This window comes from Enterobacter sp. CPE_E863 (assembly GCF_046521465.1).
Classification (GTDB): Bacteria; Pseudomonadota; Gammaproteobacteria; order Enterobacterales; family Enterobacteriaceae; genus Enterobacter; species Enterobacter adelaidei.
Window position 1 is genome coordinate 188,264 of the sequence record NZ_JBKFZX010000003.1, and the last position, 22,445, is coordinate 210,708.

Annotated in this window: 24 protein-coding genes; 9 read left to right on the plus strand and 15 right to left on the minus strand. The window is 53.6% G+C overall.

Features of this window, described 5'->3' with window-relative positions:
• Nucleotides 1-23: 23 nt before the first annotated feature.
• The 3 genes from ribE (at nt 24) to thiL (ending at nt 1,984) form a co-directional block, all read left to right on the plus strand.
• A complete protein-coding gene (gene ribE / locus ACLHV8_RS25010; protein WP_006176874.1) occupies nt 24-494 on the plus strand; it encodes a 6,7-dimethyl-8-ribityllumazine synthase in 471 nt (156 codons plus the stop codon).
• Nucleotides 495-515: 21 nt separating this feature from the next.
• Nucleotides 516-935 carry a transcription antitermination factor NusB gene (nusB, locus tag ACLHV8_RS25015; RefSeq protein ID WP_006809908.1) on the plus strand — a complete coding sequence of 140 codons (420 nt, stop codon included), beginning with the start codon at nt 516-518 and terminating at the stop codon, nt 933-935.
• A gap of 77 nt (nt 936-1,012) precedes the next feature.
• Nucleotides 1,013-1,984, plus strand: coding sequence for a thiamine-phosphate kinase (gene thiL / locus ACLHV8_RS25020; protein WP_208594372.1), 972 nt, complete (start codon nt 1,013-1,015; stop codon nt 1,982-1,984).
• Nucleotides 1,985-2,247: 263 nt separating this feature from the next.
• Here thiL and ACLHV8_RS25025 read toward each other — a convergent pair whose 3' ends face one another.
• The 5 genes from ACLHV8_RS25025 to xseB form a co-directional block, all read right to left on the minus strand.
• On the minus strand, nt 2,248-2,379 hold the full coding sequence (locus ACLHV8_RS25025; protein WP_255659901.1) for a hypothetical protein: 132 nt from the start codon (nt 2,377-2,379) through the stop codon (nt 2,248-2,250).
• Nucleotides 2,380-2,468: 89 nt separating this feature from the next.
• On the minus strand, nt 2,469-3,443 hold the full coding sequence (locus ACLHV8_RS25030; RefSeq protein WP_208594371.1) for an aldo/keto reductase: 975 nt from the start codon (nt 3,441-3,443) through the stop codon (nt 2,469-2,471).
• Between the two features lie 64 nt (nt 3,444-3,507).
• Complete coding sequence (gene dxs, locus ACLHV8_RS25035; RefSeq protein WP_208594370.1) at nt 3,508-5,370, minus strand: 1-deoxy-D-xylulose-5-phosphate synthase; 1,863 nt, start codon at nt 5,368-5,370, stop codon at nt 3,508-3,510.
• A gap of 24 nt (nt 5,371-5,394) precedes the next feature.
• Nucleotides 5,395-6,294 carry a (2E,6E)-farnesyl diphosphate synthase gene (gene ispA, locus ACLHV8_RS25040; RefSeq protein ID WP_208594369.1) on the minus strand — a complete coding sequence of 300 codons (900 nt, stop codon included), beginning with the start codon at nt 6,292-6,294 and terminating at the stop codon, nt 5,395-5,397.
• Nucleotides 6,295-6,537 (minus strand): exodeoxyribonuclease VII small subunit, encoded by a 243-nt coding sequence (xseB, locus tag ACLHV8_RS25045; protein WP_008503331.1) that lies wholly within the window; start codon nt 6,535-6,537, stop codon nt 6,295-6,297.
• A 191-nt stretch (nt 6,538-6,728) separates the two neighbouring features.
• Between xseB and thiI the strand changes: the two genes are divergently transcribed.
• On the plus strand, nt 6,729-8,177 hold the full coding sequence (gene thiI / locus ACLHV8_RS25050; protein ID WP_108090703.1) for a tRNA uracil 4-sulfurtransferase ThiI: 1,449 nt from the start codon (nt 6,729-6,731) through the stop codon (nt 8,175-8,177).
• A gap of 63 nt (nt 8,178-8,240) precedes the next feature.
• Here the strand turns inward: thiI and yajL are convergent, their stop codons facing one another.
• Nucleotides 8,241-8,831 (minus strand): protein deglycase YajL, encoded by a 591-nt coding sequence (gene yajL, locus ACLHV8_RS25055; RefSeq protein ID WP_208594368.1) that lies wholly within the window; start codon nt 8,829-8,831, stop codon nt 8,241-8,243.
• Nucleotides 8,794-9,705: a 2-dehydropantoate 2-reductase gene (gene panE, locus ACLHV8_RS25060; RefSeq protein ID WP_208594367.1), complete on the minus strand. Its 912-nt coding sequence runs from the start codon at nt 9,703-9,705 to the stop codon at nt 8,794-8,796. Before panE ends, yajL begins: the two co-directional genes overlap by 38 nt.
• A gap of 121 nt (nt 9,706-9,826) precedes the next feature.
• Between panE and ACLHV8_RS25065 the strand changes: the two genes are divergently transcribed.
• Complete coding sequence (locus ACLHV8_RS25065; RefSeq protein WP_028017651.1) at nt 9,827-10,318, plus strand: YajQ family cyclic di-GMP-binding protein; 492 nt, start codon at nt 9,827-9,829, stop codon at nt 10,316-10,318.
• 32 nt (nt 10,319-10,350) lie between these two features.
• On the opposite strand, the gene ACLHV8_RS25070 is transcribed toward ACLHV8_RS25065, so the two are convergent.
• From ACLHV8_RS25070 to cyoA, 6 genes are all read right to left on the minus strand, one after another.
• Nucleotides 10,351-11,712, minus strand: a complete 1,362-nt coding sequence (locus ACLHV8_RS25070) for an MFS transporter (RefSeq protein ID WP_108090700.1) — start codon at nt 11,710-11,712, stop codon at nt 10,351-10,353.
• A gap of 149 nt (nt 11,713-11,861) precedes the next feature.
• Nucleotides 11,862-12,749: a heme o synthase gene (gene cyoE, locus ACLHV8_RS25075; protein ID WP_028017649.1), complete on the minus strand. Its 888-nt coding sequence runs from the start codon at nt 12,747-12,749 to the stop codon at nt 11,862-11,864.
• 11 nt (nt 12,750-12,760) lie between these two features.
• Nucleotides 12,761-13,087, minus strand: coding sequence for a cytochrome o ubiquinol oxidase subunit IV (locus tag ACLHV8_RS25080; protein WP_028017648.1), 327 nt, complete (start codon nt 13,085-13,087; stop codon nt 12,761-12,763).
• Nucleotides 13,087-13,701 (minus strand): cytochrome o ubiquinol oxidase subunit III, encoded by a 615-nt coding sequence (locus ACLHV8_RS25085; RefSeq protein ID WP_028017647.1) that lies wholly within the window; start codon nt 13,699-13,701, stop codon nt 13,087-13,089. The genes ACLHV8_RS25080 and ACLHV8_RS25085 overlap by 1 nt, the downstream gene beginning before the upstream one ends.
• Nucleotides 13,691-15,682, minus strand: a complete 1,992-nt coding sequence (gene cyoB / locus ACLHV8_RS25090) for a cytochrome o ubiquinol oxidase subunit I (RefSeq protein ID WP_028017646.1) — start codon at nt 15,680-15,682, stop codon at nt 13,691-13,693. The genes ACLHV8_RS25085 and cyoB overlap by 11 nt, the downstream gene beginning before the upstream one ends.
• A 16-nt stretch (nt 15,683-15,698) precedes the next feature.
• Entirely contained in the window at nt 15,699-16,646 is a 948-nt protein-coding gene (cyoA, locus tag ACLHV8_RS25095; RefSeq protein WP_049007496.1) for a cytochrome o ubiquinol oxidase subunit II, read from the minus strand.
• Nucleotides 16,647-16,779: 133 nt separating this feature from the next.
• Here cyoA and ACLHV8_RS25100 point away from each other — a divergent pair, with 133 nt between their 5' ends.
• On the plus strand, nt 16,780-17,079 hold the full coding sequence (locus ACLHV8_RS25100) for a hypothetical protein (protein ID WP_410376787.1): 300 nt from the start codon (nt 16,780-16,782) through the stop codon (nt 17,077-17,079).
• 45 nt (nt 17,080-17,124) lie between these two features.
• Here the strand turns inward: ACLHV8_RS25100 and ampG are convergent, their stop codons facing one another.
• Nucleotides 17,125-18,600, minus strand: coding sequence for a muropeptide MFS transporter AmpG (gene ampG, locus ACLHV8_RS25105; RefSeq protein WP_028017644.1), 1,476 nt, complete (start codon nt 18,598-18,600; stop codon nt 17,125-17,127).
• 45 nt (nt 18,601-18,645) lie between these two features.
• Nucleotides 18,646-19,224, minus strand: coding sequence for a lipoprotein (locus tag ACLHV8_RS25110; RefSeq protein ID WP_028017643.1), 579 nt, complete (start codon nt 19,222-19,224; stop codon nt 18,646-18,648).
• A gap of 305 nt (nt 19,225-19,529) precedes the next feature.
• On the opposite strand from ACLHV8_RS25110, the gene bolA reads away from it, so the two are divergent.
• The 3 genes from bolA (at nt 19,530) to clpP (ending at nt 22,360) form a co-directional block, all read left to right on the plus strand.
• Entirely contained in the window at nt 19,530-19,847 is a 318-nt protein-coding gene (bolA, locus tag ACLHV8_RS25115; protein WP_013095855.1) for a transcriptional regulator BolA, read from the plus strand.
• Between the two features lie 330 nt (nt 19,848-20,177).
• Nucleotides 20,178-21,476 carry a trigger factor gene (gene tig / locus ACLHV8_RS25120; protein ID WP_028017642.1) on the plus strand — a complete coding sequence of 433 codons (1,299 nt, stop codon included), beginning with the start codon at nt 20,178-20,180 and terminating at the stop codon, nt 21,474-21,476.
• A gap of 260 nt (nt 21,477-21,736) precedes the next feature.
• Nucleotides 21,737-22,360: an ATP-dependent Clp endopeptidase proteolytic subunit ClpP gene (gene clpP, locus ACLHV8_RS25125; RefSeq protein WP_020885210.1), complete on the plus strand. Its 624-nt coding sequence runs from the start codon at nt 21,737-21,739 to the stop codon at nt 22,358-22,360.
• Nucleotides 22,361-22,445 lie beyond the last annotated feature (85 nt).

The following is a 22,445-nucleotide window of genomic DNA, read 5'->3' on the forward strand; positions in this document are numbered from 1 at the left end:
AAATGAACCCGTAAAGGAAGAGTATGAACATTATTGAAGCTGCTGTAGCTACCCCGGACGCTCGCGTCGCCATCACCATTGCGCGTTTCAACAACTTCATCAACGACAGCCTGCTGGAAGGTGCCATTGACGCCCTGAAACGTATCGGCCAGGTTAAAGATGACAACATTACCGTTGTTTGGGTTCCAGGTGCTTACGAACTGCCACTGGCAGCAGGCGCGCTGGCAAAAACCGGTAAATACGACGCGGTGATTGCTCTGGGTACCGTTATTCGTGGCGGCACTGCGCACTTCGAATACGTTGCGGGCGGTGCAAGCAATGGTCTGGCTCACGTTGCGCAGGATGCTGAAATTCCTGTCGCGTTCGGCGTGCTGACCACCGAAAGTATTGAACAAGCCATCGAACGTGCTGGCACTAAAGCCGGTAACAAAGGCGCAGAAGCTGCACTGACCGCGCTTGAAATGATCAATGTATTGAAAGCCATCAAGGCCTGATTTTTTTGTAAGGGGAATTCCGTGAAACCTGCTGCTCGTCGCCGCGCCCGTGAATGTGCCGTCCAGGCACTTTACTCCTGGCAGTTGTCCCAGAACGACATCGCTGATGTTGAATACCAGTTCCTGTCAGAACAGGACGTAAAAGACGTCGATGTTCTGTACTTCCGTGAACTGCTGTCGGGAGTGGCGACTAATAGCGCGTATCTCGATGGTCTGATGAAGCCCTACCTGTCCCGTCTGCTCGAAGAGCTGGGTCAGGTTGAAAAAGCAGTGTTGCGCATTGCGCTGTTTGAGCTGTCTAAACGTGATGATGTGCCGTATAAAGTGGCCATCAACGAAGCGATCGAACTGGCGAAAACCTTCGGCGCTGAAGACAGCCACAAGTTTGTAAACGGCGTACTTGATAAAGCAGCACCTGCGATCCGTCCCCACAAAAAGTGATCCGCAAACCGGAGTTCTGCATTGCCTGATGGGCAGTGCGGCTCCGGTTTTTTCTTTTATTTGCTGAGGCATAACGTATGGCATGCGGCGAATTCTCCCTGATTGCCCGTTATTTCGACCGTGTCAGAACCTCTCGTCTTGATGTTGAAACCGGCATTGGCGATGACTGCGCACTTCTCAATATTCCCGAAAAACAGACGCTGGCAATCAGCACCGACACCTTAGTGTGCGGACGTCATTTTTTACCGGATATCGATCCTGCCGATCTGGCGTATAAAGCGCTGGCCGTCAACGTGAGCGATCTGGCGGCAATGGGCGCCGATCCCGCGTGGCTGACGCTGGCTCTGACGCTGCCAGAGATAGATGAAGTCTGGCTTGAAGCCTTTAGCGATGCGTTGTTTGAGCAGCTCAACTATTACGATATGCAGTTGATTGGCGGTGATACCACTGCCGGGCCGCTGTCGATGACGCTGGCAATCCACGGCTATGTGCCGCTCGGTCGCGCGCTGAAACGATCGGGTGCAAAACCCGGTGACTGGATCTACGTGACCGGTACGCCTGGCGAGAGTGCCGCAGGGCTGGCGATCCTCCAGGACCGCTTAACCGTGAAGGATGCTGACGACGCGGCATATCTGGTGAAACGCCATTTGCGGCCAACACCGCGTATTCTGCACGGTCAGGCGCTGCGCGAGCGGGCAAGTTCGGCTATCGATCTCTCTGACGGGCTGATCTCAGATCTCGGTCATATTCTGAAGGCCAGCGGCGTGGGTGCGCGTGTTGACCTGGATCTCTTCCCGCTGTCAGAGCCACTGCTTCGCCATGTGGATCCTGAGCAGGCGCTGCGCTGGGCGCTCTCCGGTGGAGAAGATTACGAGCTGTGCTTCACGGTGCCTGAGCTCAACCGTGGAACGCTGGACGTGGCGTTAGCGCATCTCGGCGCGAAATTTACCTGCATCGGGCAGATCATGCCGGAGAGCGAAGGGCTGAAGTTTGTGAGAGACGGTACGCCCATTACGCTGGACTGGAAAGGATACGATCACTTCGCGTAAGTTTGCTTTTTTCCCTTCTCCCACCGGGCTGAGGGATCCCCACAAAATAATACCAGCACGGACGACCCCCCTCTCCCTTGAGGGAGAGGGCTGGGGTGAGGGGGAGCATACGGCTCTGGTGGTCATTCCGTTCACTTTATGTTCATTGCTACTCTGTAACAGCATGACCTGTGAACGTGCCAGGGCGGCTCAATCGCCGCCACCCTGGCGACCCGGGCTCCCGGCGGTAAATCGCCGCTTCGCGGTACCCTCAGCTTATTCCTTCAGGCTATCGGGTCGGGCATGAGCCTGCATCCCTGCAGGCCACGCCCTCTCGGCGCATCCCTGCGCCTCGCCCCGGCCTTACGGAAACGCTTCGGCGATTTACAGCCGGACCAGACATCGCTGTAAGCCATTAATTTTCCTGAAGCAATATTCATCGCTTCCGGTTAAAAAAAATTACTGGGGATTCCTCACCCCACCGGGAGAGGGTCAGGGTGAGGGCTTACTTAAACCCCACCATCGGATGCTGTTGATATGGCGTCTCCAGCTCGGCAATCTGCTCCGGCGTCAGCGTGATGTCCACCGCATTCAGCAGTTCATCAAGCTGTTCTTCCCGCGATGTTCCAATAATCGGTGCCGTAACCCCGCGTTTACCCAGCAGCCACGCCAGCGCCACCTGGGCCCGGGTTGCACCGGTTTCGTCAGCAATCCCGGCTAAACGTTCTGCAATCAACGCATCGCTGGCCTCTGTTCCTTCATACAGATTTTTTCCCACTTCATCCGATACCAGGCGGGCCGTGGATTCCCCCCACGGACGGGTCAGACGACCGCGCGCCAGCGGGCTCCACGGGATCACCGCCACGCCCTCCTGATGGCACAGCGGCAGCATCTCACGTTCTTCTTCGCGATAGATCAGATTGTAGTGATCCTGCATGGTGACGAAGCGCGCCCAGCCATGCTGTGCCTGGAGATCGAGCGCCTGTGCAAACTGCGACGCGTGCATTGATGAGGCGCCGATGTAGCGCGCTTTACCCGCTTTCACCACGTCGTTGAGTGCTTCAAGCGTCTCCTCGATCGGCGTGTTGTAATCCCAGCGGTGAATTTGCAGCAGATCGACATAATCCATGTTCAGGCGTCTAAGACTGTCATCAATAGAACGCAGGATCTGCGTGCGAGAAAGGCCCTGAGCCAGATCGCCAACCGGGTAATACACCTTGGTGGCGACCACAATTTCTTCCCGACGGGCAAAATCACGCAGGGCACGGCCGACAATCTCCTCACTGCTGCCGTTGGAGTAGCTGTTAGCGGTGTCAAAGAAGTTAATGCCCCCTTCGATGGCGTGTTTGATGATAGGGCGGCTACTCTCTTCCGGCAGCGTCCAGGCATGATTACCCCGGTCAGGCTCGCCAAAGGTCATGCACCCCAGGCAAAGTCGGGAAACCTTAAGGTCTGTTTTTCCTAATGTTGTGTATTGCATGGTTCCACTCCTGCTGTTTTAAACAATACGTTTAAGCATAGCAGGAGCAGAACAGGGGGAGGGATCAGCCCAGCCAGGAGCGGATTTTTGCTTCGATACCTGCGGCATCCAGGCCAATCGCCGTGCGGGCTTCGTCCTGAGTACCTTGCGGAATGAAGTGATCCGGCAGACCGAGGTTCAGTACCGGAACGGCTCTACGATTCGCCATCAGCACCTCGTTCACGCCGCTGCCCGCGCCGCCCATGATGGCATTTTCTTCCAGCGTCACCAGCACGTCATGGGTTTCTGCCATGTTCAGGATCAGGGATTCATCGAGCGGTTTCACAAAGCGCATATCCACCAGAGTGGCATTCAGCGTTTCAGCCACTTTCGCGGCCTCTGGCATCAATGTGCCGAAGTTCAGGATCGCCACTTTGTCACCGCGACGCTTCACCAGACCTTTACCTATCGCCAGCTTCTCCAGCGGTTGCAGCTCAACGCCTACCGCATTACCGCGTGGGTAGCGAACCGCGCTTGGGCCGTCCTGATAGTGGTAGCCGGTAAACAGCATCTGACGACATTCGTTCTCGTCGGATGGCGTCATGATGACCATATCCGGGATACAGCGCAGGAACGACAGGTCAAAAGCCCCCTGGTGTGTCTGTCCGTCCGCACCGACGATGCCCGCACGATCGATAGCAAACAGCACAGGCAGCTTCTGAATGGCAACGTCATGGATCACCTGATCGTAAGCGCGCTGCAGGAAGGTGGAGTAGATCGCGACAACCGGTTTGTAGCCGCCAATCGCCAGGCCCGCTGCAAACGTCACCGCGTGCTGCTCGGCAATGGCAACGTCAAAATACTGGTCAGGGTATTTTCTGGAGAACTCCACCATGCCGGAGCCTTCACGCATGGCCGGGGTGATCGCCATCAGCTTGTTGTCTTTTGCCGCGGTTTCGCACAGCCAGTCGCCGAAGATTTTTGAATAGCTCGGCATGCCGCCGCTGCTTTTTGGCAGACAGCCGCTGGACGGGTCGAATTTCGGTACCGCGTGGAAGGTGATCGGATCTTTTTCCGCTGGCTCGTAGCCACGCCCTTTTTTGGTCATGATGTGCAGGAACTGCGGGCCTTTAAGATCCCGCATGTTCTTGAGCGTCGACACCAGCCCCAGCACGTCGTGTCCGTCAACCGGGCCAATATAGTTAAAGCCCAGCTCTTCAAACAGGGTACCCGGTACAACCATGCCTTTGATGTGTTCTTCGGTACGCTTGAGCAGCTCTTTGATCGGCGGTACGCCGGAGAAGACTTTTTTCCCGCCTTCACGCAGCGAGGAGTAAAGCTTACCCGAGAGCAACTGGGCCAGATGGTTGTTCAACGCGCCGACGTTCTCAGAAATCGACATTTCGTTATCGTTAAGAATAACCAGCATGTCCGGCTTGATATCACCCGCGTGGTTCATGGCCTCAAAGGCCATACCGGCAGTGATGGCCCCGTCGCCAATCACGCAGACGGTGCGGCGCTGCTTGTTCTCTTTTTCGGCAGCGACGGCAATCCCGATACCCGCGGAAATTGAAGTGGAGGAGTGGCCGACGCTCAGCACGTCATACTCGCTTTCACCGCGCCACGGGAATGGATGCAGGCCGCCTTTCTGACGAATGGTGCCAATTTTATCGCGACGCCCGGTCAGAATTTTGTGCGGATAGGCCTGGTGACCCACGTCCCAGATGAGCTGATCGAACGGCGTGTTATAGACATAGTGCAGCGCCACGGTCAGCTCTACCGTGCCAAGCCCGGAGGCGAAATGACCGCTGGAGCGGCTTACGCTGTCGAGCAGGTAACGACGCAGCTCGTCGCACAGCTTCGGCAGGCTCTCTTTCGGCAACAGACGTAACTCCTGGGTGGAGTCAACTAACGCCAGTGTCGGGTATTTGGCAATATCAAAACTCATCAAAGGCTCATCGAGATAGTGTGTTTATTTATCACGCTGGATTATATAGTCCGCTAGCGCTTCCAGTGCCGAAGTATCCAGTGATTGCGCGGCCAGTTGATTCAGCGACTGGCGGGCATCCTCTATCAGATCCCGGGCTTTACGTTGGGCTTGCTCAAGACCCAGCAGGGCGGGGTAGGTACTTTTGCCAAGCTGCTGGTCCGCACCCTGACGTTTACCCAATGTTGCAGTATCGCCCACCACATCCAGAATGTCATCCTGAACCTGGAATGCCAGACCGATACTTTCTGCGTATCTGTCCAGAATCGGCAGGGCTTTGCGCCCTTGCTCACCCGCGCTCAGCGCGCCCAGGCGAACGGCGGAACGAATCAATGCCCCGGTTTTATGGCGATGAATACGCTCCAGTTGTTCCAGATTAACCTGACGTCCTTCGGCGTCCAGATCCAGTGCCTGCCCCCCGCACATACCGGCCACGCCGCTGGCCATGGCCAGTTCGGAGATCATTGCCAGGCGGTCGCGATCGGCCACTTCAGCCATCGGTGCATCGCTCAGAATCGAAAATGCCAGCGTTTGCAGGGCATCTCCCGCCAGAATAGCATTTGCTTCGCCAAACCTGATATGGCAGGTAGGCTGACCCCGACGTAAGTCGTCATCGTCCATTGCCGGTAAATCATCGTGGATCAGTGAGTAGGCATGGATACACTCAACGGCAGCTGCCGGGGCGTCCAGCGTGTTTTCGCTGATACCAAACATATTGCCTGTGGCATAGACCAGGAATGGGCGCAGGCGCTTTCCTCCCAAGAGTGCGCCATAGTGCATGGCTTCAACCAGTGGAGTGTTCTGAAAAGGCTGTGGCTCGATAAAACGGCGCAGCGCATCGTTGGCACGCGCGACGCATGCCTGAAGCTCGTTGGCAAAATCCATTTACTCGGCGTCCGGTGTAAAAGGCGTGGTTTTCGCGTCTTCGCTGTCGGAAAGCAGGATCTGCACGCGCTGCTCGGCCTGCTGCAGTTTGACCTGCCCCTGACGTGCCAGCTGCACGCCACGCTCGAATTCGTTGAGTGCCTCTTCCAGCGGGAGATCGCCGCTCTCAAGACGGGTAACGATTTGCTCCAGTTCACTCAGCGCAGTTTCGAAACTGGCCGGTGCGTCGTTCTTCTTCGGCATAGTGAATTGACTCTTATATTCTCAGCCCCGACATGGTAACGGACTCAGGGCAATTATCAAATAACGCGCAATGTGCACAGGAGCGGCGCGATGGTGGTATACTTGCGCGCCTGGAAGCAGCCTTCGGTTATAGGGGCTGCTGTATTTTTCCATTACAAGCCTTATAAGCTTGCCTAAGAAACATTGCCGCCATGAAGTTTATCATTAAATTGTTCCCTGAAATCACCATCAAAAGCCAATCTGTGCGTTTGCGCTTTATTAAAATTCTCACCGGGAACATTCGTAACGTATTAAAGCACTACGACGAAACCCTCGCCGTGGTGCGCCACTGGGACCACGTTGAAGTCCGCGCGAAAGACGAAAACAAGCGTCAGGATATCCGCGACGCGCTGACCCGTATTCCGGGCATCCACCATATTCTGGAAGTGGAAGATGTTCCTTTCACCTCTCTGCATGACATCTTCGAAAAAGCGCTGGTGCAGTACCGCGACCAGATCGAAGGCAAAACCTTTTGCGTGCGCGTGAAGCGTCGCGGCAAGCACGAATTCAGCTCCATTGAAGTGGAACGTTACGTTGGCGGCGGTCTGAATCAGCACGTCGAGTCTGCGCGCGTGCGTCTGACCAACCCGGACGTAACCGTTAACCTGGAGATCGAAAACGATCGTCTGCTGCTGGTGAAAGGTCGTTACGAAGGTATCGGCGGTTTCCCAATTGGTACTCAGGAAGATGTGCTGTCTCTGATCTCGGGTGGCTTCGATTCCGGCGTCTCCAGCTATATGCTGATGCGTCGCGGCTGCCGCGTGCACTACTGCTTCTTCAACCTGGGCGGCGCGGCGCATGAAATCGGCGTTCGTCAGGTTGCGCATTATCTGTGGAACCGCTTCGGCAGTTCCCACCGCGTGCGTTTCGTGGCGATCAACTTTGAGCCGGTCGTGGGTGAAATCCTCGAGAAAGTCGACGACGGCCAGATGGGCGTGGTGCTGAAGCGTATGATGGTGCGTGCAGCATCCAAAGTGGCTGAGCGCTACGGCGTGCAGGCGCTGGTTACCGGTGAGGCGCTTGGCCAGGTCTCCAGCCAGACGCTGACCAACTTGCGTCTGATCGACAACGTGTCAGATACGCTGATCCTGCGTCCGCTGATTTCCCACGATAAAGAGCACATCATCGATCTGGCGCGCGAAATCGGTACTGAAGATTTTGCCCGTACCATGCCGGAATACTGCGGCGTGATCTCAAAAAGCCCAACGGTGAAAGCGGTTAAGGCGAAGATCGAAGCGGAAGAAGAGAACTTCGATTTTAGCATCCTGGAAAAAGTGGTGGCGGAAGCGTCCAACATTGATATCCGCGAGATTGCCCAGCAGACCGAGCAGGAAGTCGTAGAAGTTGAAACCGTGAGCGGTTTCGGCGCTAACGATGCAATTCTGGATATTCGCTCCATTGATGAGCAGGATGACAAGCCGCTGCAGGTTGAAGGCGTCGAAGTGGTTTCTCTGCCGTTCTACAAGCTGAGCACCAAATTTGGCGACCTCGACCAGAGCAAAACCTATCTGCTGTGGTGTGAGCGTGGGGTGATGAGCCGTCTGCAGGCGCTGTATCTGCTCGAGCAGGGCTTTGCGAATGTGAAGGTGTATCGCCCGTAGTTTATTGCAGGGCGGGGGCGACCTGTTGCCTCCGCCCCTCTCCCACAGGGTGAGGGAGAACTCCTATTCGTAATAATTATAAATCCCCGCCGGTATCACCAGCGATGACGCCACTTCGTACGCTTTCTCGCGTCCGACCAGCAGGTCAATAATCTTTAAGCCAAAATCAATCGCGGTGCCGGGCCCCTGGCTGGTGAGCAGGTTGACGCGCGGATCCCAGACGACGCGTTTATCCACCCAATGTGCTTCCGGGATCGTATCCTTAAGACCCGGGAAACCGGTCATGTTGCCGATGGGGAAGATATCGTGCGGAATCAGAACCGTTCCGGCGGCGGCACAGATTGCCGCGACGATACGGCCGGATAAATGAAACTGGCGCACGGTTTCGACCAGCAGCGGGCTGTCGCGAAAACACTCTGCGCCCTTCAGGCCACCAGGCAGGACGATGATGTCGTATTCCCCGTCGGCCACCTGCACCAGCGGGGCATCCGCGAGGATTTTTACCCCGCGTGAGCAGGTGATTGCCAGATTACCGTCGCTGGCGACGCTGGCGGTTGTCACCTTAATACCGCCGCGCACCATCAAATCAATGGTGGTGACCGCTTCTGTCTCTTCGCTACCAGGAGCGAGGCAGACCAGTGCCGACGCGCTCATATTCACTCTCCTTACGTTTAACCAGGTCATACAGACGGGCGTTTTCCGGCACCGCAATACCGTGTGCGCGGGCGCGTTTTAGCAGATAGCCGGTAATGTAGTCGATTTCAGTGTGGCGTAATGCCCGAACATCCTGCAACATCGAGGAGATATTTTCTGCAGTACTATCAATAACCTGTTCGACATAATAGCGTAAATCCTCTGCCGAGGTATGCAAGCCTTCCCGCTCAATGACCTCCGCGACTTCCGCACATAGGACGGCGACGTCTTGCGGATGGTTTTTTAGCTCGCCGTTAGGGCAATCCCACAGCGCCGTGAGCGGGTTAATCACGCAGTTTACGGCCAGCTTGCGCCACAGCTGAGGACGGATATTGTTATGCCAGGCCACGTCCGGCAATACCTTCTGCAGTACGTCTGCCAGATAACCGAAGTCGCCATCCTGTGCCCTGGCAGGGCCGATATGCGTCACCCCACTGGCGACATGTACGATGATATTACCGTCGCGACGTGCAGCGTGCGTGGTCGTCGCCATCAGCAGCGGCTGCGGGATGCTTTTGAGCTCATCAAGCGTCCCCATGCCGTTATGCAGCAGCAGAACAGGGGATGTGGGGGGGAGTTGAGCGGCCAGTGCTTTTACGGCGTCTGAAACCTGCCATGCCTTGAGCGTCACCAGTAAAAGGTCGCTTTGCGCCAGGAAGTCAGGATCGTTCGCGGTGAGAGATTCATTAAAGATGCTTCCGTCTTCACTAATCAGATTTACACTGCAATAGGGCTGGGGCACGCGCAGCCAGCCCTGAACCTCATGTCCGTGCTTGCACAGCGCGGTCAGCCACAGCTGACCAAGCGCTCCGCATCCGAGCACTGTAATTTTCATTGTTCCTCCTCACCTGCAACTGCGCCAGGTGTTACAGCTTAATTATACAGCTAAGCTTCTGTTGAGTTATGCCTCGTAGCGGGTATTATGCAACGCAACAAAAGTGAAGGGAGAAGAAAAGATGCCATCTTTCGATATTGTTTCCGAAGTTGATATCCAGGAAGTTCGCAACGGCGTAGAGAACGCAACCCGCGAAGTTGAGTCACGTTTCGATTTTCGTGGCGTTGAAGCAACGTTTGAGCTGAACGATGCAAATAAGACCATTAAGGTGCTGAGCGAGTCTGATTTCCAGGTAAATCAGCTGCTCGACATTCTGCGTGCCAAGCTGTTAAAGCGCGGCATTGAAGGAACATCTCTGGATGTGCCGGAAGAGTTTGTGCACAGCGGTAAAAACTGGTTTGTCGAAGCCAAACTGAAGCAGGGCATTGAGAGCGCGGTGCAGAAGAAGATCGTTAAGCTCATCAAAGACAGTAAGCTGAAGGTGCAGGCGCAGATCCAGGGCGAAGAAATTCGTGTAACCGGCAAATCACGTGATGATTTGCAGTCCGTAATGGCGCTGGTGCGTGGCGGCGATCTGGGGCAACCGTTCCAGTTTAAAAACTTCCGCGATTAAGACGAAAATGCCCGGTCAGACCGGGCATTTTTTCAGGCTTTGAGTGCCTGCTCGACTTCAAAGCGGTTAGTTACCTTACTGTCTATTTTGACATAGGCACTACGCTCTTCCGGGGCGATCAGCACTTCACTTACCCCCTCCGTGGTTTCAAGACGCTGTTTTAGCGCGTCGTTGATCTCAACATCATCAGGGATTTCTACTCGCAGACTGCTGACGTAGCGCGGCTCTTTCATAGTGCTGGCGACCAGCAGCCAGACAGTGGCCAGCAGCGCGCCTGCAAGGAATACGGTTTGTGAGTCAAACAGACCATCCACCCAGCCGCCAAGCGAACCGCCAATTGCCACGCCGATAAACTGGCTGGTGGAGTAAATACCCATCGCCGTGCCTTTGTAACCCGCAGGCGATTCTTTACTGATAAGCGACGGCAGCAACGCTTCCATCAGGTTAAACGCCAGGAAGAAGAGTTGCACACCCGCTACCAGTTCCCAGAAGTGCGGGCCGGAGCCCCAGAGTACAATCTCGGCAATCAGCAGTACCGCCACGCAGCCCACGAAGACGCGCTTCATCTTGCGCTTCACTTCGGCGTAGATGATGAACGGTACGACGGAGACAAACGAAATCAGCATCGTGACCAGATAGATTTTCCAGTGCTCAGCGGCCGGGAAGCCCGCCGCGGCAAGCTGGCCTGGCAGGGCGACAAAGGTCGACATCAGCAGGATATGCAGGCACATAATGCCAAAATTGAGCTTGAGCAGGCGAGGCTCGACAATCACTTTGCTGAAGCAGCCTTTTACCATTCCAGATTCACGGTTGAGAACGTGGTTTTTGCTGTCTGGCACCACCCATAGTGTTAAGGCGATACCGATTGTCGCCAGCACGGCAATCATCCAGAACAGGGCGTGCAGGCCGAGTGCATGGGTAATAATGGGGCCGAGCACCATCGCAATCGCAAAGGTGACGCCAAAGCTTACGCCGATAAACGCCATGGCCTTGGTGCGGTTTTGCTCGCGAGTTAAATCTGACAACAGTGCCATCACCGCAGCAGCTATCGCACCGGAACCCTGCAAGGCCCGGCCAAGAATAATGCCCCATATTGAGTGGGAGAGGGCGGCAATGACGCTCCCGAGAACAAAAATAAGCAGACCACCGACAATCAGCGGTTTTCGTCCAACCCGATCAGAGAGCAGCCCAAACGGGATCTGGAATACCGCCTGCGCCAGTCCGTAGATACCGATTGCAAGTCCAATCAGCGCCTCGCTGGCTCCCTGCAGCGCCATACCGTACGTGGTCAGAACAGGCAGGACCATAAACATGCCAAGCATCCGTAGCGAGAAGACAGTCCCTAAGCCCCAGGTCGCGCGTAGCTCGCCTGGCGTCATTTTATAATCGTTCATTACCACCTCAGTTCAAAAGCAGGCCATAGTGTAGTGCGGGGAAGGAGCGGGGTAAATAAAGGGTTATTTAACAAATATTACATGCGTTATTAATAGATTCAGTGAATAAAAAAGGGTGCCGAAGCACCCCTTTATTCACCTGTTGTGGCTTACCAGACGTAAGTCAGCAGGTTGTGTGATTCAGGCACCATGAAGTCTACGGACATCATCACGGACAGCGAGGTGATGGCCACAATCGAGAACACAAACAGTTTGCGCGCCCAGACTTTGTCATCTTCCACTTTGTAACCGCGCAGCGCCATACCGAGCCACCAGACGCTCACTGCGGCCGCTACTGCCAGATATTTGTATCCAGCGTATCCGCCCAGAGAGAGCATCAGCGTCGCCACGGCAAAGGCGATGATGTACAGCGTGATGTGGTTCTTGGCAACGGAAATGCCTTTCACGACCGGCAGAACTGGGATGTTCGCTGCCTGATAATCCTTAAAGCGGAAAATCGCGATGGCATAGGAGTGCGGCATCTGCCACAGGCTAAAGATAGCCAGCAGGATAGCTGCACCGCTGTCGAACTCGTTCGTGACCGCGCAGTAGCCAATCACCGGCGGCGCAGCGCCGGAGAGAGAACCAATCAGCGTGCCGTAGACGGAGTGGCGTTTCATATACAGGCTGTAGACGCCCACATATACCACGAACCCCATCACCCCCAGCCAGCAGGCCAGTGGGTTAGCACCAAACCACAGCAGCATAAAGCCAGCAATACCCAGCAAGGTGGCGTACACCAGCGAGACGGAAGGGGCGATCAGGCCTTTCACCAGCACCCGATTTTTGGTCCTTTCCATCTTCTTGTCGATATCCATGTCGATGTAGTTGTTAAATACACAACCGGACGCAACAACCAGTGACACACCGACCAGCGTGTAGATAAAGAGGGTGTAATCAATGCTACCTTTAGAGGCCAGCAGGAACCCTCCGATCACGGAGATCAGGTTGCCAAAGATGATGCCTGGTTTCGTTACTTGCAGGTATTGCTTAAACATACTCGCCGCTCTTAGTGAACCATCATGTTGTAGTTGAGGTTCCACATAATCCAGATGGAACCGACTACCAGGATAGCGATGATAATCACGGTAAAGACGAAGGCCGTCATGTTCCAGCCTTCATCGGACTTGGTGTTCATGTGCAGGAAGCAAACCAGATGCACCAGAATCTGAACCACTGCGGTAACCAGGACGGTGCCCAGAATCGCCGCGTGAGAAGCAGAACCGCTCATCACCATCCAGAACGGGATCACCGTCAGGATGATCGACAGGATAAAACCTGTCATGTAGGTTTTTACGCTACCGTGGGAAGCGCCATGATCGGTTGAATGACTCATTACATCGCCCCCATCAGATAGACAACAGAGAACACACAGATCCATACCACGTCCAGGAAGTGCCAGAACAGGCTCAGGCACATGATACGGGTACGGTTAGTGCTGGTCAGGCCGCGACGGGATACCTGGAACATCAGTACCGCCATCCAGATCAGGCCTGAGGTTACGTGCAGACCGTGAGTACCGACCAGCGCGAAGAACGCGGACAGGAAGCCACTACGATCAGGCCCGAAACCTTCCATAATCAGGTGATGGAATTCATAGATTTCCATCCCGATAAATCCAGCACCAAACAACCAGGTCAACGCCAGCCAGGAGACAACCTGGCTCTTGTTGTTTTTATACATGGCGATAGCCGCCATGCCGTAGGTGATAGAGCTGAATAACAGCAGTGCGGTTTCAACCAGAACGAACGGCAGTTCAAAGATGTCCTTGCCAGTCGGGCCGCCCGCTGTGCCGTTCACGAGAACGGCATAGGTCGCGAACAGACAGCAGAACAGAATGCAGTCGCTCATCAGGTAGATCCAGAAACCGAAGACTTTGGTCGGTCCTGTATCGTGGTGCGCATGTTCATGCGCGTGGGCAGTTGAGTGCGCCAGAGTATCAGTTGCCATTTTTCAGCCCCGCTTTAGAAATCTCGTCGAAATGCTGGTTTTCCAGTTTTTCGACTTCACGGACTGGTACGTAGTAGTCCACGTCCTCGTCAAAGCTCTTCACAATCCAGCTAATGATGACGCCAGCGAAGCTCGCAATCGCCAACCACCAGATGTGCCAGATCATTGCGAAACCAAACACCGTTGCGAAAGCGGCAATCACAATGCCCGCGCCGCTGTTTTTCGGCATATGGATCTCTTCGTAATGAGCAGGTTGCTTGTACGCTTCACCTTTTTCTTTCATTTCCCAGAATGCGTCACGTTCGTGAACGTGTGGCACGATGGCAAAGTTATAGAACGGAGGTGGAGAAGAGGTCGCCCACTCCAGCGTACGGCCACCCCATGGGTCACCGGTCAGGTCACGGTTCTGATCGCGGTCGCGAATAGAAACGTAGAACTGAATCAGCTGGCATGCGATACCCAGTGCAATCAGCGCCGCACCACAGGCTGCAACAACCAGCATTGGGTGGAACTGAGGGTCAATCTGCTGGCTCAGGCGACGGGTCATACCCATGAAGCCCAGCACATACAGCGGCATGAACGCTACGAAGAAGCCGATGATCCACAGCCAGAACGCACGTTTGCCCCAGGTCTCGTTCAGCGTGAAGCCGAACGCTTTTGGCCACCAGTAAGTGACGCCAGCGAAGCAACCGAAGACCACACCACCGATAATAACGTTATGGAAGTGCGCAATCAGGAACAGGCTGTTGTGCAGTACGAAGTCAGCACCCGGTACCGCCAGCAGTACGCCGGTCATCCCGCCCACGGAGAAGGTCACGATGAAGCCGATGGTCCACAGCATTGCTGAGTGGAACACGATGCGGCCCTGGTACATGGTGAACAGCCAGTTGAAGATCTTCACCCCGGTCGGGATGGCGATAATCATGGTGGTGATACCGAAGAAGGCGTTTACGTTCGCGCCTGCACCCATGGTGAAGAAGTGGTGCAGCCAAACGATGAACGACAGCACGGTAATACACACGGTTGCCCACACCAGAGAGGTGTAACCAAACAGGCGCTTACGTGAGAAGGTCGCTGCGATTTCGGAGAACACACCGAAGACAGGCAGAACCAGAATGTACACTTCCGGGTGACCCCAGGCCCAAATCAGGTTGATGTACATCATCATGTTGCCACCCATATCGTTGGTAAAGAAATGGGTGCCCAGGTAGCGGTCCAGGGTCAGCAGCGCGACGGTGACGGTCAGAATTGGGAAGGAGGCAATAATCAGGATGTTGGCGCACAGAGATGCCCAGGTAAATACTGGCATCTTGAACATCGTCATGCCAGGGGCACGCATCTTGATAATAGTCACGAAGAAGTTAATACCGGTCAGGGTTGTACCGATACCGGAGAGCTGAATTGCCCAAATCCAGTAGTCGACACCTACGCCAGGACTGTATTCAATTCCCGAAAGCGGTGGATAAGCCAGCCAGCCGGTCTGAGCAAACTCGCCCACGCCCAGTGACAGGTTAACCAGGATTACGCCAACAACCGTGAACCAGAAGCTCAGGTTGTTCAGGAACGGGAATGCAACGTCGCGCGCGCCGATTTGCAGCGGAACGACAACGTTCATCAGACCGATAACCAGCGGCATCGCCACGAAGAAGATCATGATAACGCCGTGGGCGGTAAAGATCTGATCGTAGTGGTGAGGTGGCAGGAAGCCAGCTTCACCCGCAGAGGCAAGCACCTGCTGGCTACGCATCATGATCGCATCCGCAAAGCCACGAATTAACATGACGATACCGACGATGCAGTACATGATACCGAGTTTTTTGTGGTCAACCGAAGTCAACCACTCATTCCACAGGTAGCTCCACTTACCGAAGTAAGTGATTAAGGCCAGTAAAGCCGCACCACCAATGATAATTGCAGCCACCGTAACCACGATAATGGGTTCATGGTATGGCACTGCATCCAGTGTCAATTTTCCGAACATTTTCTTCCTCGGCCCCTTAGTGAGCGGTTTCCGCGTGGCTCATGTCCATGCCTTCCATACCTTCATGCGCGCTGTGCTCGCCTTCTGGCTGGGACATGTTCATGCTCTTACCGTGATCCATAAATTTGCCAATAACGTCTTTGAACAAATCAGGTTTCACGTTAGAGAAGTACTCCACCTTGTTGTATTCGCTAGGTGCAGCCACTTTATCGAACGCCGCCATGTCAGACATGGTGTTTTGAGACTGTTTCGCTTTTTCAACCCACTGGTCGAAAGCGGCACGGTCTGGCGTCGCAATAGCTTTGAACTTCATACCTGAGAAGCCCGGACCGCTATAGCTGGCGGAGATACCATCATAGGTGCCTGCTTCATTGGCAATCAGGTGCAGGTTAGTCTGCATACCGGCCATCGCGTAAATCTGGCTACCCAGACGCGGGATGAAGAAGGAGTTCATTACGGAGTTGGAGGTCACTTTGAACTGAACCGGAGTGTTCGCCGGGAAGGCGATTTCATTCACGGTAGCAATGCCCTGTTCCGGATAGATGAAGAACCATTTCCAGTCCATGGAGACCACTTCGATGGTAATCGGTTTTTCATCATGAACCAGCGGCTTGCTAGGTTCGAGGGAGTGAGTGGTTTTCCAGGTCAGCACGGCAAGGAACAGGATGATCAGAATAGGCACTGTCCAGACCACAGCTTCCACTTTATTGGAGTGTGACCAGTTAGGACTATACTTCGCATCTTTATTGCTCGCACGATACTTCCAGGCGAAACCAACAGCCATCAAAACGGCAGGAATAACCACAATCAACATCAGGCCAAAAGCCGTCAATATCAGTGAACGTTGTTCCAGTCCAATCTGCCCTTTGGGGTCTAGTAGTGCAGAATCGCAGCCACTGAGTAATACAGTGCCCGCGAATAATGACAACCATCCCAAACTTTTATTGTATTTCCCGAGTCTCATTTAACGACCTCAATTCCACGGAGTCTGGTGGCGTTTAAAGTGTGCGGGCATTTTACGGGAAGGTTACATTACTGTAAACATCATTAGGACTGTGTCAGGAAGGTGTTACCGGGTTCTGCCGCACGTGTCACAAGTGTTGCAAATTATGTCGGTTTTTATGACCGAAGCCGCATGGCAAGGGCTTTATAACGAAAGGACCCCCAAGCATACCCTAAAAGGGGCAATTGGTATAACCATTGTTGAAAATAAACAAAAAATTAACAATTTATTATCAATAAAGAGACATATAAAAAACGAAAAATCAAACTATCTGATGCTGAATCGGTTAATGAAAAATAGTGTTTTGGAACAGGCTCCAATAATTTCCAAATTTTATCCCGCACAAAACAACAATTATTTTTTTCAGCGGTTGGCGGCTATTTCACCGTTATAATTTCGTTTAGTGATTACAACGGGAAATAACCTTTCGCATTTCTCTTCAGGTCATCTGCGTTTTACGCAGAGCCATGAAATCGAGCAGACCCCCGATCAGGATCCCGGCGACAGCCAGTAGGGCTCCGGCATCCAGCAGAAGGGTTACAAGGGGAAGTGCCATAGAGGTGCTGGCATTAATAATGAGCACTACAAGCCAGAGCACCAGCGCGAAGCAACCCGCCATTAACAGACGTAACGCGAAACGGTAAGCGCGGTGATATTCAGTGCGCGGCATAAAGTGTTCCGTCCGTTGGGTGTATTCCAGCGTCTGGCGACAGACCAGCAACAATAAAATACCCGGTACGGCAGCCACCACGGAGAAGAGATAAAACGTTGGCCAACCGTGGGCTTCTACAAACCAGCCGGCAATTGGCCCAACGTACACGCGGCCAACGGCAGAGAGCGCCGAGAGCAGTGCGAACTGCGTGGCGGAAAATGACTTGTTGCACAGGGTCATCAGCAGGGCGACAAATGCCGCGGTCCCCATACCGCCGCAGAGATTTTCAAAGAACACCGCTGCGGCCATGCTGATCATATGTTTGTCGGTAATTGACAACAGCCAGTAGCCTGCGTTGGATGCGCCTTGCAGGATGCCAAAGATCAGCAGCGCACGGAACAGCGTCAGGCGTTGCATCAACACGCCGCCATAAAGTGCCCCGACAATGGTCGCAAACAGCCCCAGCGTTTTATTCACCACGCCCACTTCACCCGCATCAAAACCCACACCACGAATGAGGAAGGTGGTGGTCAGGCTCATCGCAAAGGCATCGCCCAGTTTATAGAGGACGATAAGCAACAGGATCAGCCAGGCGTTGTTGCGGCCAAAGAAATCGCGTAATGGTTCGGCGACGGCCTGTTCCAGAGAGCGGGGAACCGGGATGACATCACTCGGTTCGGGGGCGAACAGGGTGGCAATAATACACGGGATCAGCAGGGCGGCCATCAGCCAGTACATGCCTTGCCAACCAAGGTAGCGGTCGGCCAGCCACAATGCCAGCCCACCGGAAACCAGCATGCCAAGGCGATAGCCCAGCACGCTGATGGCCGCACCAGCTCCACGTTCTTCAGCAGGCAACACGTCCGTCTTCCAGGCATCAAACACAATATCCTGGGACGCGGAACAGAAGGCGATCACCACCGCAAGGGCGGCCATCCAGCGAAGTTGAGTTGACGGTTCCAGGAAGCCCATGGCGGCAATGGCCAGCAGCAACAGCACCTGCGTCATAACCAGCCAGCCGCGACGGCGGCCGAGAAACGGTGGGGTGTAGCGATCCATCACCGGCGACCACAGGAACTTAAAGACATAAGCCTGGCCGACGAGTGAGAAGAAGCCAATAGTTTTGAGATCGATATTCTCGACGGTCATCCATGCCTGCAAGGTGCCTGAAGTGAGCGCGAGAGGTAAACCGGAGGCAAAGCCAAGGATCAGCAGAATCGCTGATTTCGGTTGCTGGAAAATGCGTAAGTAATGACTGGACATGTTCTTAAAAACTGACCCGGCTAAAAACCGGGTCAGTCAGCAGGATTAACGCGCGTTCTGCTTGATGAAGTCGTGAATGCTGGTGTCCTGCGCCATGTCGGAAATGGTATCCGTCAGCACGCTGTTAACCGCATCAGCAATATTTTTATTCGATGCCTGGAACGCGCCTTCTACAGAGTAGCTCGCGCGATAGTTCTTGGTCATCTTGTTGCCATTCTTCGCGGTGGCAATGATGGCGATATCCGCTTTGGTGGCGATGTTGTAGCGAACGTTACCCTGAGAAACATCAGCATAAAGGTTGTTCACGATGATCTGCAGATCTACCGCACCGCTTGGGCCAACCATATAGCCACGAGAAGTCATCTGTTTTTCCAGCACTTCCTGCAGCAGGAAGCGCAGGTCGCGGGATGCAGTCAGCGTTACCTGCTGGTTATCGCGGGTCACTTTTGCCAGCGCTTGATCCTGACGCTGATCGGCACCGTTAATACTCACGGTAACACCCATCAGGCTTGGGTCCTGCTGAGGCAGGGTAATTTTTGGTGAGACATCGATGGTGGTAGGCGGAGTCGCACAGCCTGCCAGCATAAAAAGGGCTACCAACGGAAAGAAGAGTTTTTTTAACATTTTCAGGTTCTCAACGAATCGTAAGCATATAGAGAGAAAAATTGCCGCCATCATAACATCGCCAACGGTCAGGGGAAGTGGTCAACGCATGTAAATTCATCGCCTTGTCTGAAAACTGACCTTTGCACCCTTTTTCACCTCGTGTGAATGACAAAAGGTATGAGCCACACAGTTAACTTCATTCGTTTGAATGAGAAAATCAGACGAAAGCTAAATATTTGTTGTCAAGGTGTAATGGAAACGGTAAAAGCGGCTAACATTTAAAGGGATGGGTGACATCCTGGCGTTGTCGGAGGAGTAATTTCATGATGATACGTGAGCAGATAGAAGATAAATTAAGGGCAGCGTTCAACCCTGTGTTCCTCGAAGTCGTCGACGAAAGCTATCGTCATAACGTGCCGGCAGGTTCTGAAAGCCACTTTAAAGTGGTTCTGGTTAGCGATCGCTTCACGGGAGAACGTTTCCTGAACCGACACCGCTTGATCTACAGCACCTTGACGGAAGAACTCTCCACAACCGTACATGCGCTGGCATTGCATACCTACACCATTAAGGAATGGGAAGGTTTGCAGGATACGGTTTTCGCATCGCCGCCTTGCCGCGGTGCTGGCACCATCGCCTGATAAATCGGATTTGCAACGGCTGGAGTTTTTCCAGTATGTTGCTTAAAGATTTCCTCAAAACGGCCTCCGGGCCGTTTTGTTTTGTCTGAGTTTTGAGCGGATGGTGCGATTTTAAGGCTAAAAATAGCCTTAAAGTGTGAAAAAAGCCGCAGCAACATGCCCCAACCGTTCTCGACTCACCTAAGTGATGCCGCTATAATGCCGCGTCTTATTGAATGTCTTCGGGATGATTCTGGCGACAGGGAATGTGAATCTGCACTAAGAGAGCATCCCGGTATAACAGACAGATTCAGAGTTGACCGAGCACTGTGATTTTTTTGAGGTAACAAGATGCAAGTTTCAGTTGAAACCACTCAAGGCCTTGGCCGCCGTGTAACGATTACTATCGCTGCTGACAGCATCGAAACTGCTGTGAAAAGCGAGCTGGTCAACGTAGCAAAAAAAGTACGTATTGACGGCTTCCGTAAGGGCAAAGTACCAATGAATGTTGTTGCTCAGCGTTATGGCGCTTCCGTGCGTCAGGATGTGCTGGGTGAACTGATGAGCCGTAACTTTATTGATGCGATCATCAAAGAAAAAATCAATCCGGCCGGCGCGCCAAACTACGTTCCAGGCGAATACAAACTGGGCGAAGACTTCACCTACTCCGTAGAGTTCGAAGTGTATCCGGAAGTTGAGCTGAAAGGTCTGGAATCAATCGAAGTTGAAAAACCGATTGTGTCCGTGACTGACGAAGACGTTGACGGCATGCTGGACACCCTGCGTAAGCAGCAGGCGAACTGGAAAGAGAAAGAAGGCGCTGTTGACGCGGAAGACCGTGTGACCATCGACTTCACCGGTTCTGTAGACGGCGAAGAGTTCGAAGGCGGTAAAGCGTCTGATTTCGTACTGGCAATGGGTCAGGGTCGTATGATCCCAGGCTTCGAAGACGGTATCAAAGGCCACAAAGCTGGCGAAGAGTTCACTATTGATGTGACCTTCCCTGAAGAGTACCACGCTGAAAACCTGAAAGGTAAAGCGGCCAAGTTCGTTATCAATCTGAAGAAAGTTGAAGAGCGCGAACTGCCAGAACTGACTGAAGAATTCATCAAACGTTTCGGCGTGGAAGATGGTTCTGTAGCGGGTCTGCGTACAGAAGTGCGTAAAAACATGGAGCGCGAGCTGAACGGCGCTGTGCGTAACCGTGTGAAATCTCAGGCGATCGAAGGTCTGGTGAAAGCGAACGACATCGACGTTCCAGCTGCCCTGATCGACAGCGAAATCGACGTGCTGCGCCGTCAGGCTGCACAGCGTTTCGGTGGCAACCAGCAGCAAGCAATGGAACTGCCGCGTGAGCTGTTCGAAGAGCAAGCTAAACGCCGCGTTGTTGTTGGCCTGCTGTTGGGCGAAGTGATTCGTACCCACGAGCTGAAAGCTGACGAAGAGCGTGTGAAAGGCCTGATCGAAGAGATGGCGTCTGCATACGAAGATCCATCAGAAGTTATCGAGTTCTACGGTAAAAACAAAGAGCTGATGGACAACATGCGCAATGTCGCACTGGAAGAGCAGGCTGTTGAAGCGGTACTGGCGAAAGCTAAAGTGTCCGAAAAAGCGACCTCTTTCAACGAACTGATGAACCAGCAGGCGTAATTTCGCCCCAAAGGTTTAAAGTTTGAACAGAAAACCCGTTGCCTTGTGGCAGCGGGTTTTTTTTATCACACCAATAGCCCAGGAAGAGTGCTAAAACGCCCTTTCAGTGTTAGCGTAACAACAAAAGGTTGTTATGCTTGAAATAGGGCACAGTGAACCCCATAAGTGTGTAATCACGATGAATGAGACTGGCTGATAATCCGTCCGTAAGGTTACAATCAGTACAGCAGGTGTTTTCAATTTTGATCCAGGAGACGGAAATGTCATACAGTGGCGAACGAGATAACTTTGCACCCCATATGGCGCTGGTGCCAATGGTTATTGAACAGACCTCACGTGGTGAGCGTTCTTTTGATATCTATTCCCGTCTGCTCAAGGAACGCGTTATCTTTCTGACCGGTCAGGTGGAAGACCACATGGCTAACCTGATCGTGGCGCAGATGCTGTTTCTGGAAGCGGAAAACCCGGAAAAAGACATTTACCTGTACATTAACTCCCCGGGTGGCGTGATTACGGCAGGTATGTCCATTTATGACACCATGCAATTCATCAAGCCGGATGTAAGCACTATCTGTATGGGTCAGGCTGCATCTATGGGCGCGTTCCTGTTAACAGCAGGGGCTAAAGGCAAGCGTTTCTGCTTACCTAATTCCCGCGTGATGATTCACCAGCCGCTGGGTGGTTACCAGGGGCAGGCGACGGATATTGAAATCCACGCCCGTGAAATTCTGAAAGTAAAAGCGCGCATGAATGAACTCATGGCGCAGCATACAGGTCAATCGCTTGAGCAGATCGAGCGCGATACCGAGCGCGATCGCTTCCTCTCTGCTTCAGAGGCAGTTGAGTACGGCTTAGTCGACTCCGTATTGACCCATCGTAATTGATGCCCGCGACGCAAGTGTGCCGCTATACTAAAGTAGGGCGGCACTCTGCCTGAGAGCAGCTTGCGTCTTAGAATGGCATTTGCGT

Coding starts and splice junctions, on each gene's coding strand:
- ACLHV8_RS25080 (WP_028017648.1), bottom strand. CDS start 13,087: ATGAGTCATTCAACCGATCATGGCGCTTCCCACGGTAGCGTAAAAACC.
- yajL (WP_208594368.1), bottom strand. CDS start 8,831: ATGAGCGCGTCGGCACTGGTCTGCCTCGCTCCTGGTAGCGAAGAGACA.
- cyoB (WP_028017646.1), bottom strand. CDS start 15,682: ATGTTCGGAAAATTGACACTGGATGCAGTGCCATACCATGAACCCATT.
- thiL (WP_208594372.1), top strand. CDS start 1,013: ATGGCATGCGGCGAATTCTCCCTGATTGCCCGTTATTTCGACCGTGTC.
- ACLHV8_RS25070 (WP_108090700.1), bottom strand. CDS start 11,712: ATGAACGATTATAAAATGACGCCAGGCGAGCTACGCGCGACCTGGGGC.
- clpP (WP_020885210.1), top strand. CDS start 21,737: ATGTCATACAGTGGCGAACGAGATAACTTTGCACCCCATATGGCGCTG.
- panE (WP_208594367.1), bottom strand. CDS start 9,705: ATGAAAATTACAGTGCTCGGATGCGGAGCGCTTGGTCAGCTGTGGCTG.
- ACLHV8_RS25030 (WP_208594371.1), bottom strand. CDS start 3,443: ATGCAATACACAACATTAGGAAAAACAGACCTTAAGGTTTCCCGACTT.
- ACLHV8_RS25085 (WP_028017647.1), bottom strand. CDS start 13,701: ATGGCAACTGATACTCTGGCGCACTCAACTGCCCACGCGCATGAACAT.
- ACLHV8_RS25025 (WP_255659901.1), bottom strand. CDS start 2,379: ATGGCTTACAGCGATGTCTGGTCCGGCTGTAAATCGCCGAAGCGTTTC.
- cyoA (WP_049007496.1), bottom strand. CDS start 16,646: ATGAGACTCGGGAAATACAATAAAAGTTTGGGATGGTTGTCATTATTC.
- ispA (WP_208594369.1), bottom strand. CDS start 6,294: ATGGATTTTGCCAACGAGCTTCAGGCATGCGTCGCGCGTGCCAACGAT.
- thiI (WP_108090703.1), top strand. CDS start 6,729: ATGAAGTTTATCATTAAATTGTTCCCTGAAATCACCATCAAAAGCCAA.
- bolA (WP_013095855.1), top strand. CDS start 19,530: ATGATGATACGTGAGCAGATAGAAGATAAATTAAGGGCAGCGTTCAAC.
- ACLHV8_RS25065 (WP_028017651.1), top strand. CDS start 9,827: ATGCCATCTTTCGATATTGTTTCCGAAGTTGATATCCAGGAAGTTCGC.
- ribE (WP_006176874.1), top strand. CDS start 24: ATGAACATTATTGAAGCTGCTGTAGCTACCCCGGACGCTCGCGTCGCC.
- dxs (WP_208594370.1), bottom strand. CDS start 5,370: ATGAGTTTTGATATTGCCAAATACCCGACACTGGCGTTAGTTGACTCC.
- xseB (WP_008503331.1), bottom strand. CDS start 6,537: ATGCCGAAGAAGAACGACGCACCGGCCAGTTTCGAAACTGCGCTGAGT.
- ampG (WP_028017644.1), bottom strand. CDS start 18,600: ATGTCCAGTCATTACTTACGCATTTTCCAGCAACCGAAATCAGCGATT.
- tig (WP_028017642.1), top strand. CDS start 20,178: ATGCAAGTTTCAGTTGAAACCACTCAAGGCCTTGGCCGCCGTGTAACG.
- cyoE (WP_028017649.1), bottom strand. CDS start 12,749: ATGTTTAAGCAATACCTGCAAGTAACGAAACCAGGCATCATCTTTGGC.
- ACLHV8_RS25110 (WP_028017643.1), bottom strand. CDS start 19,224: ATGTTAAAAAAACTCTTCTTTCCGTTGGTAGCCCTTTTTATGCTGGCA.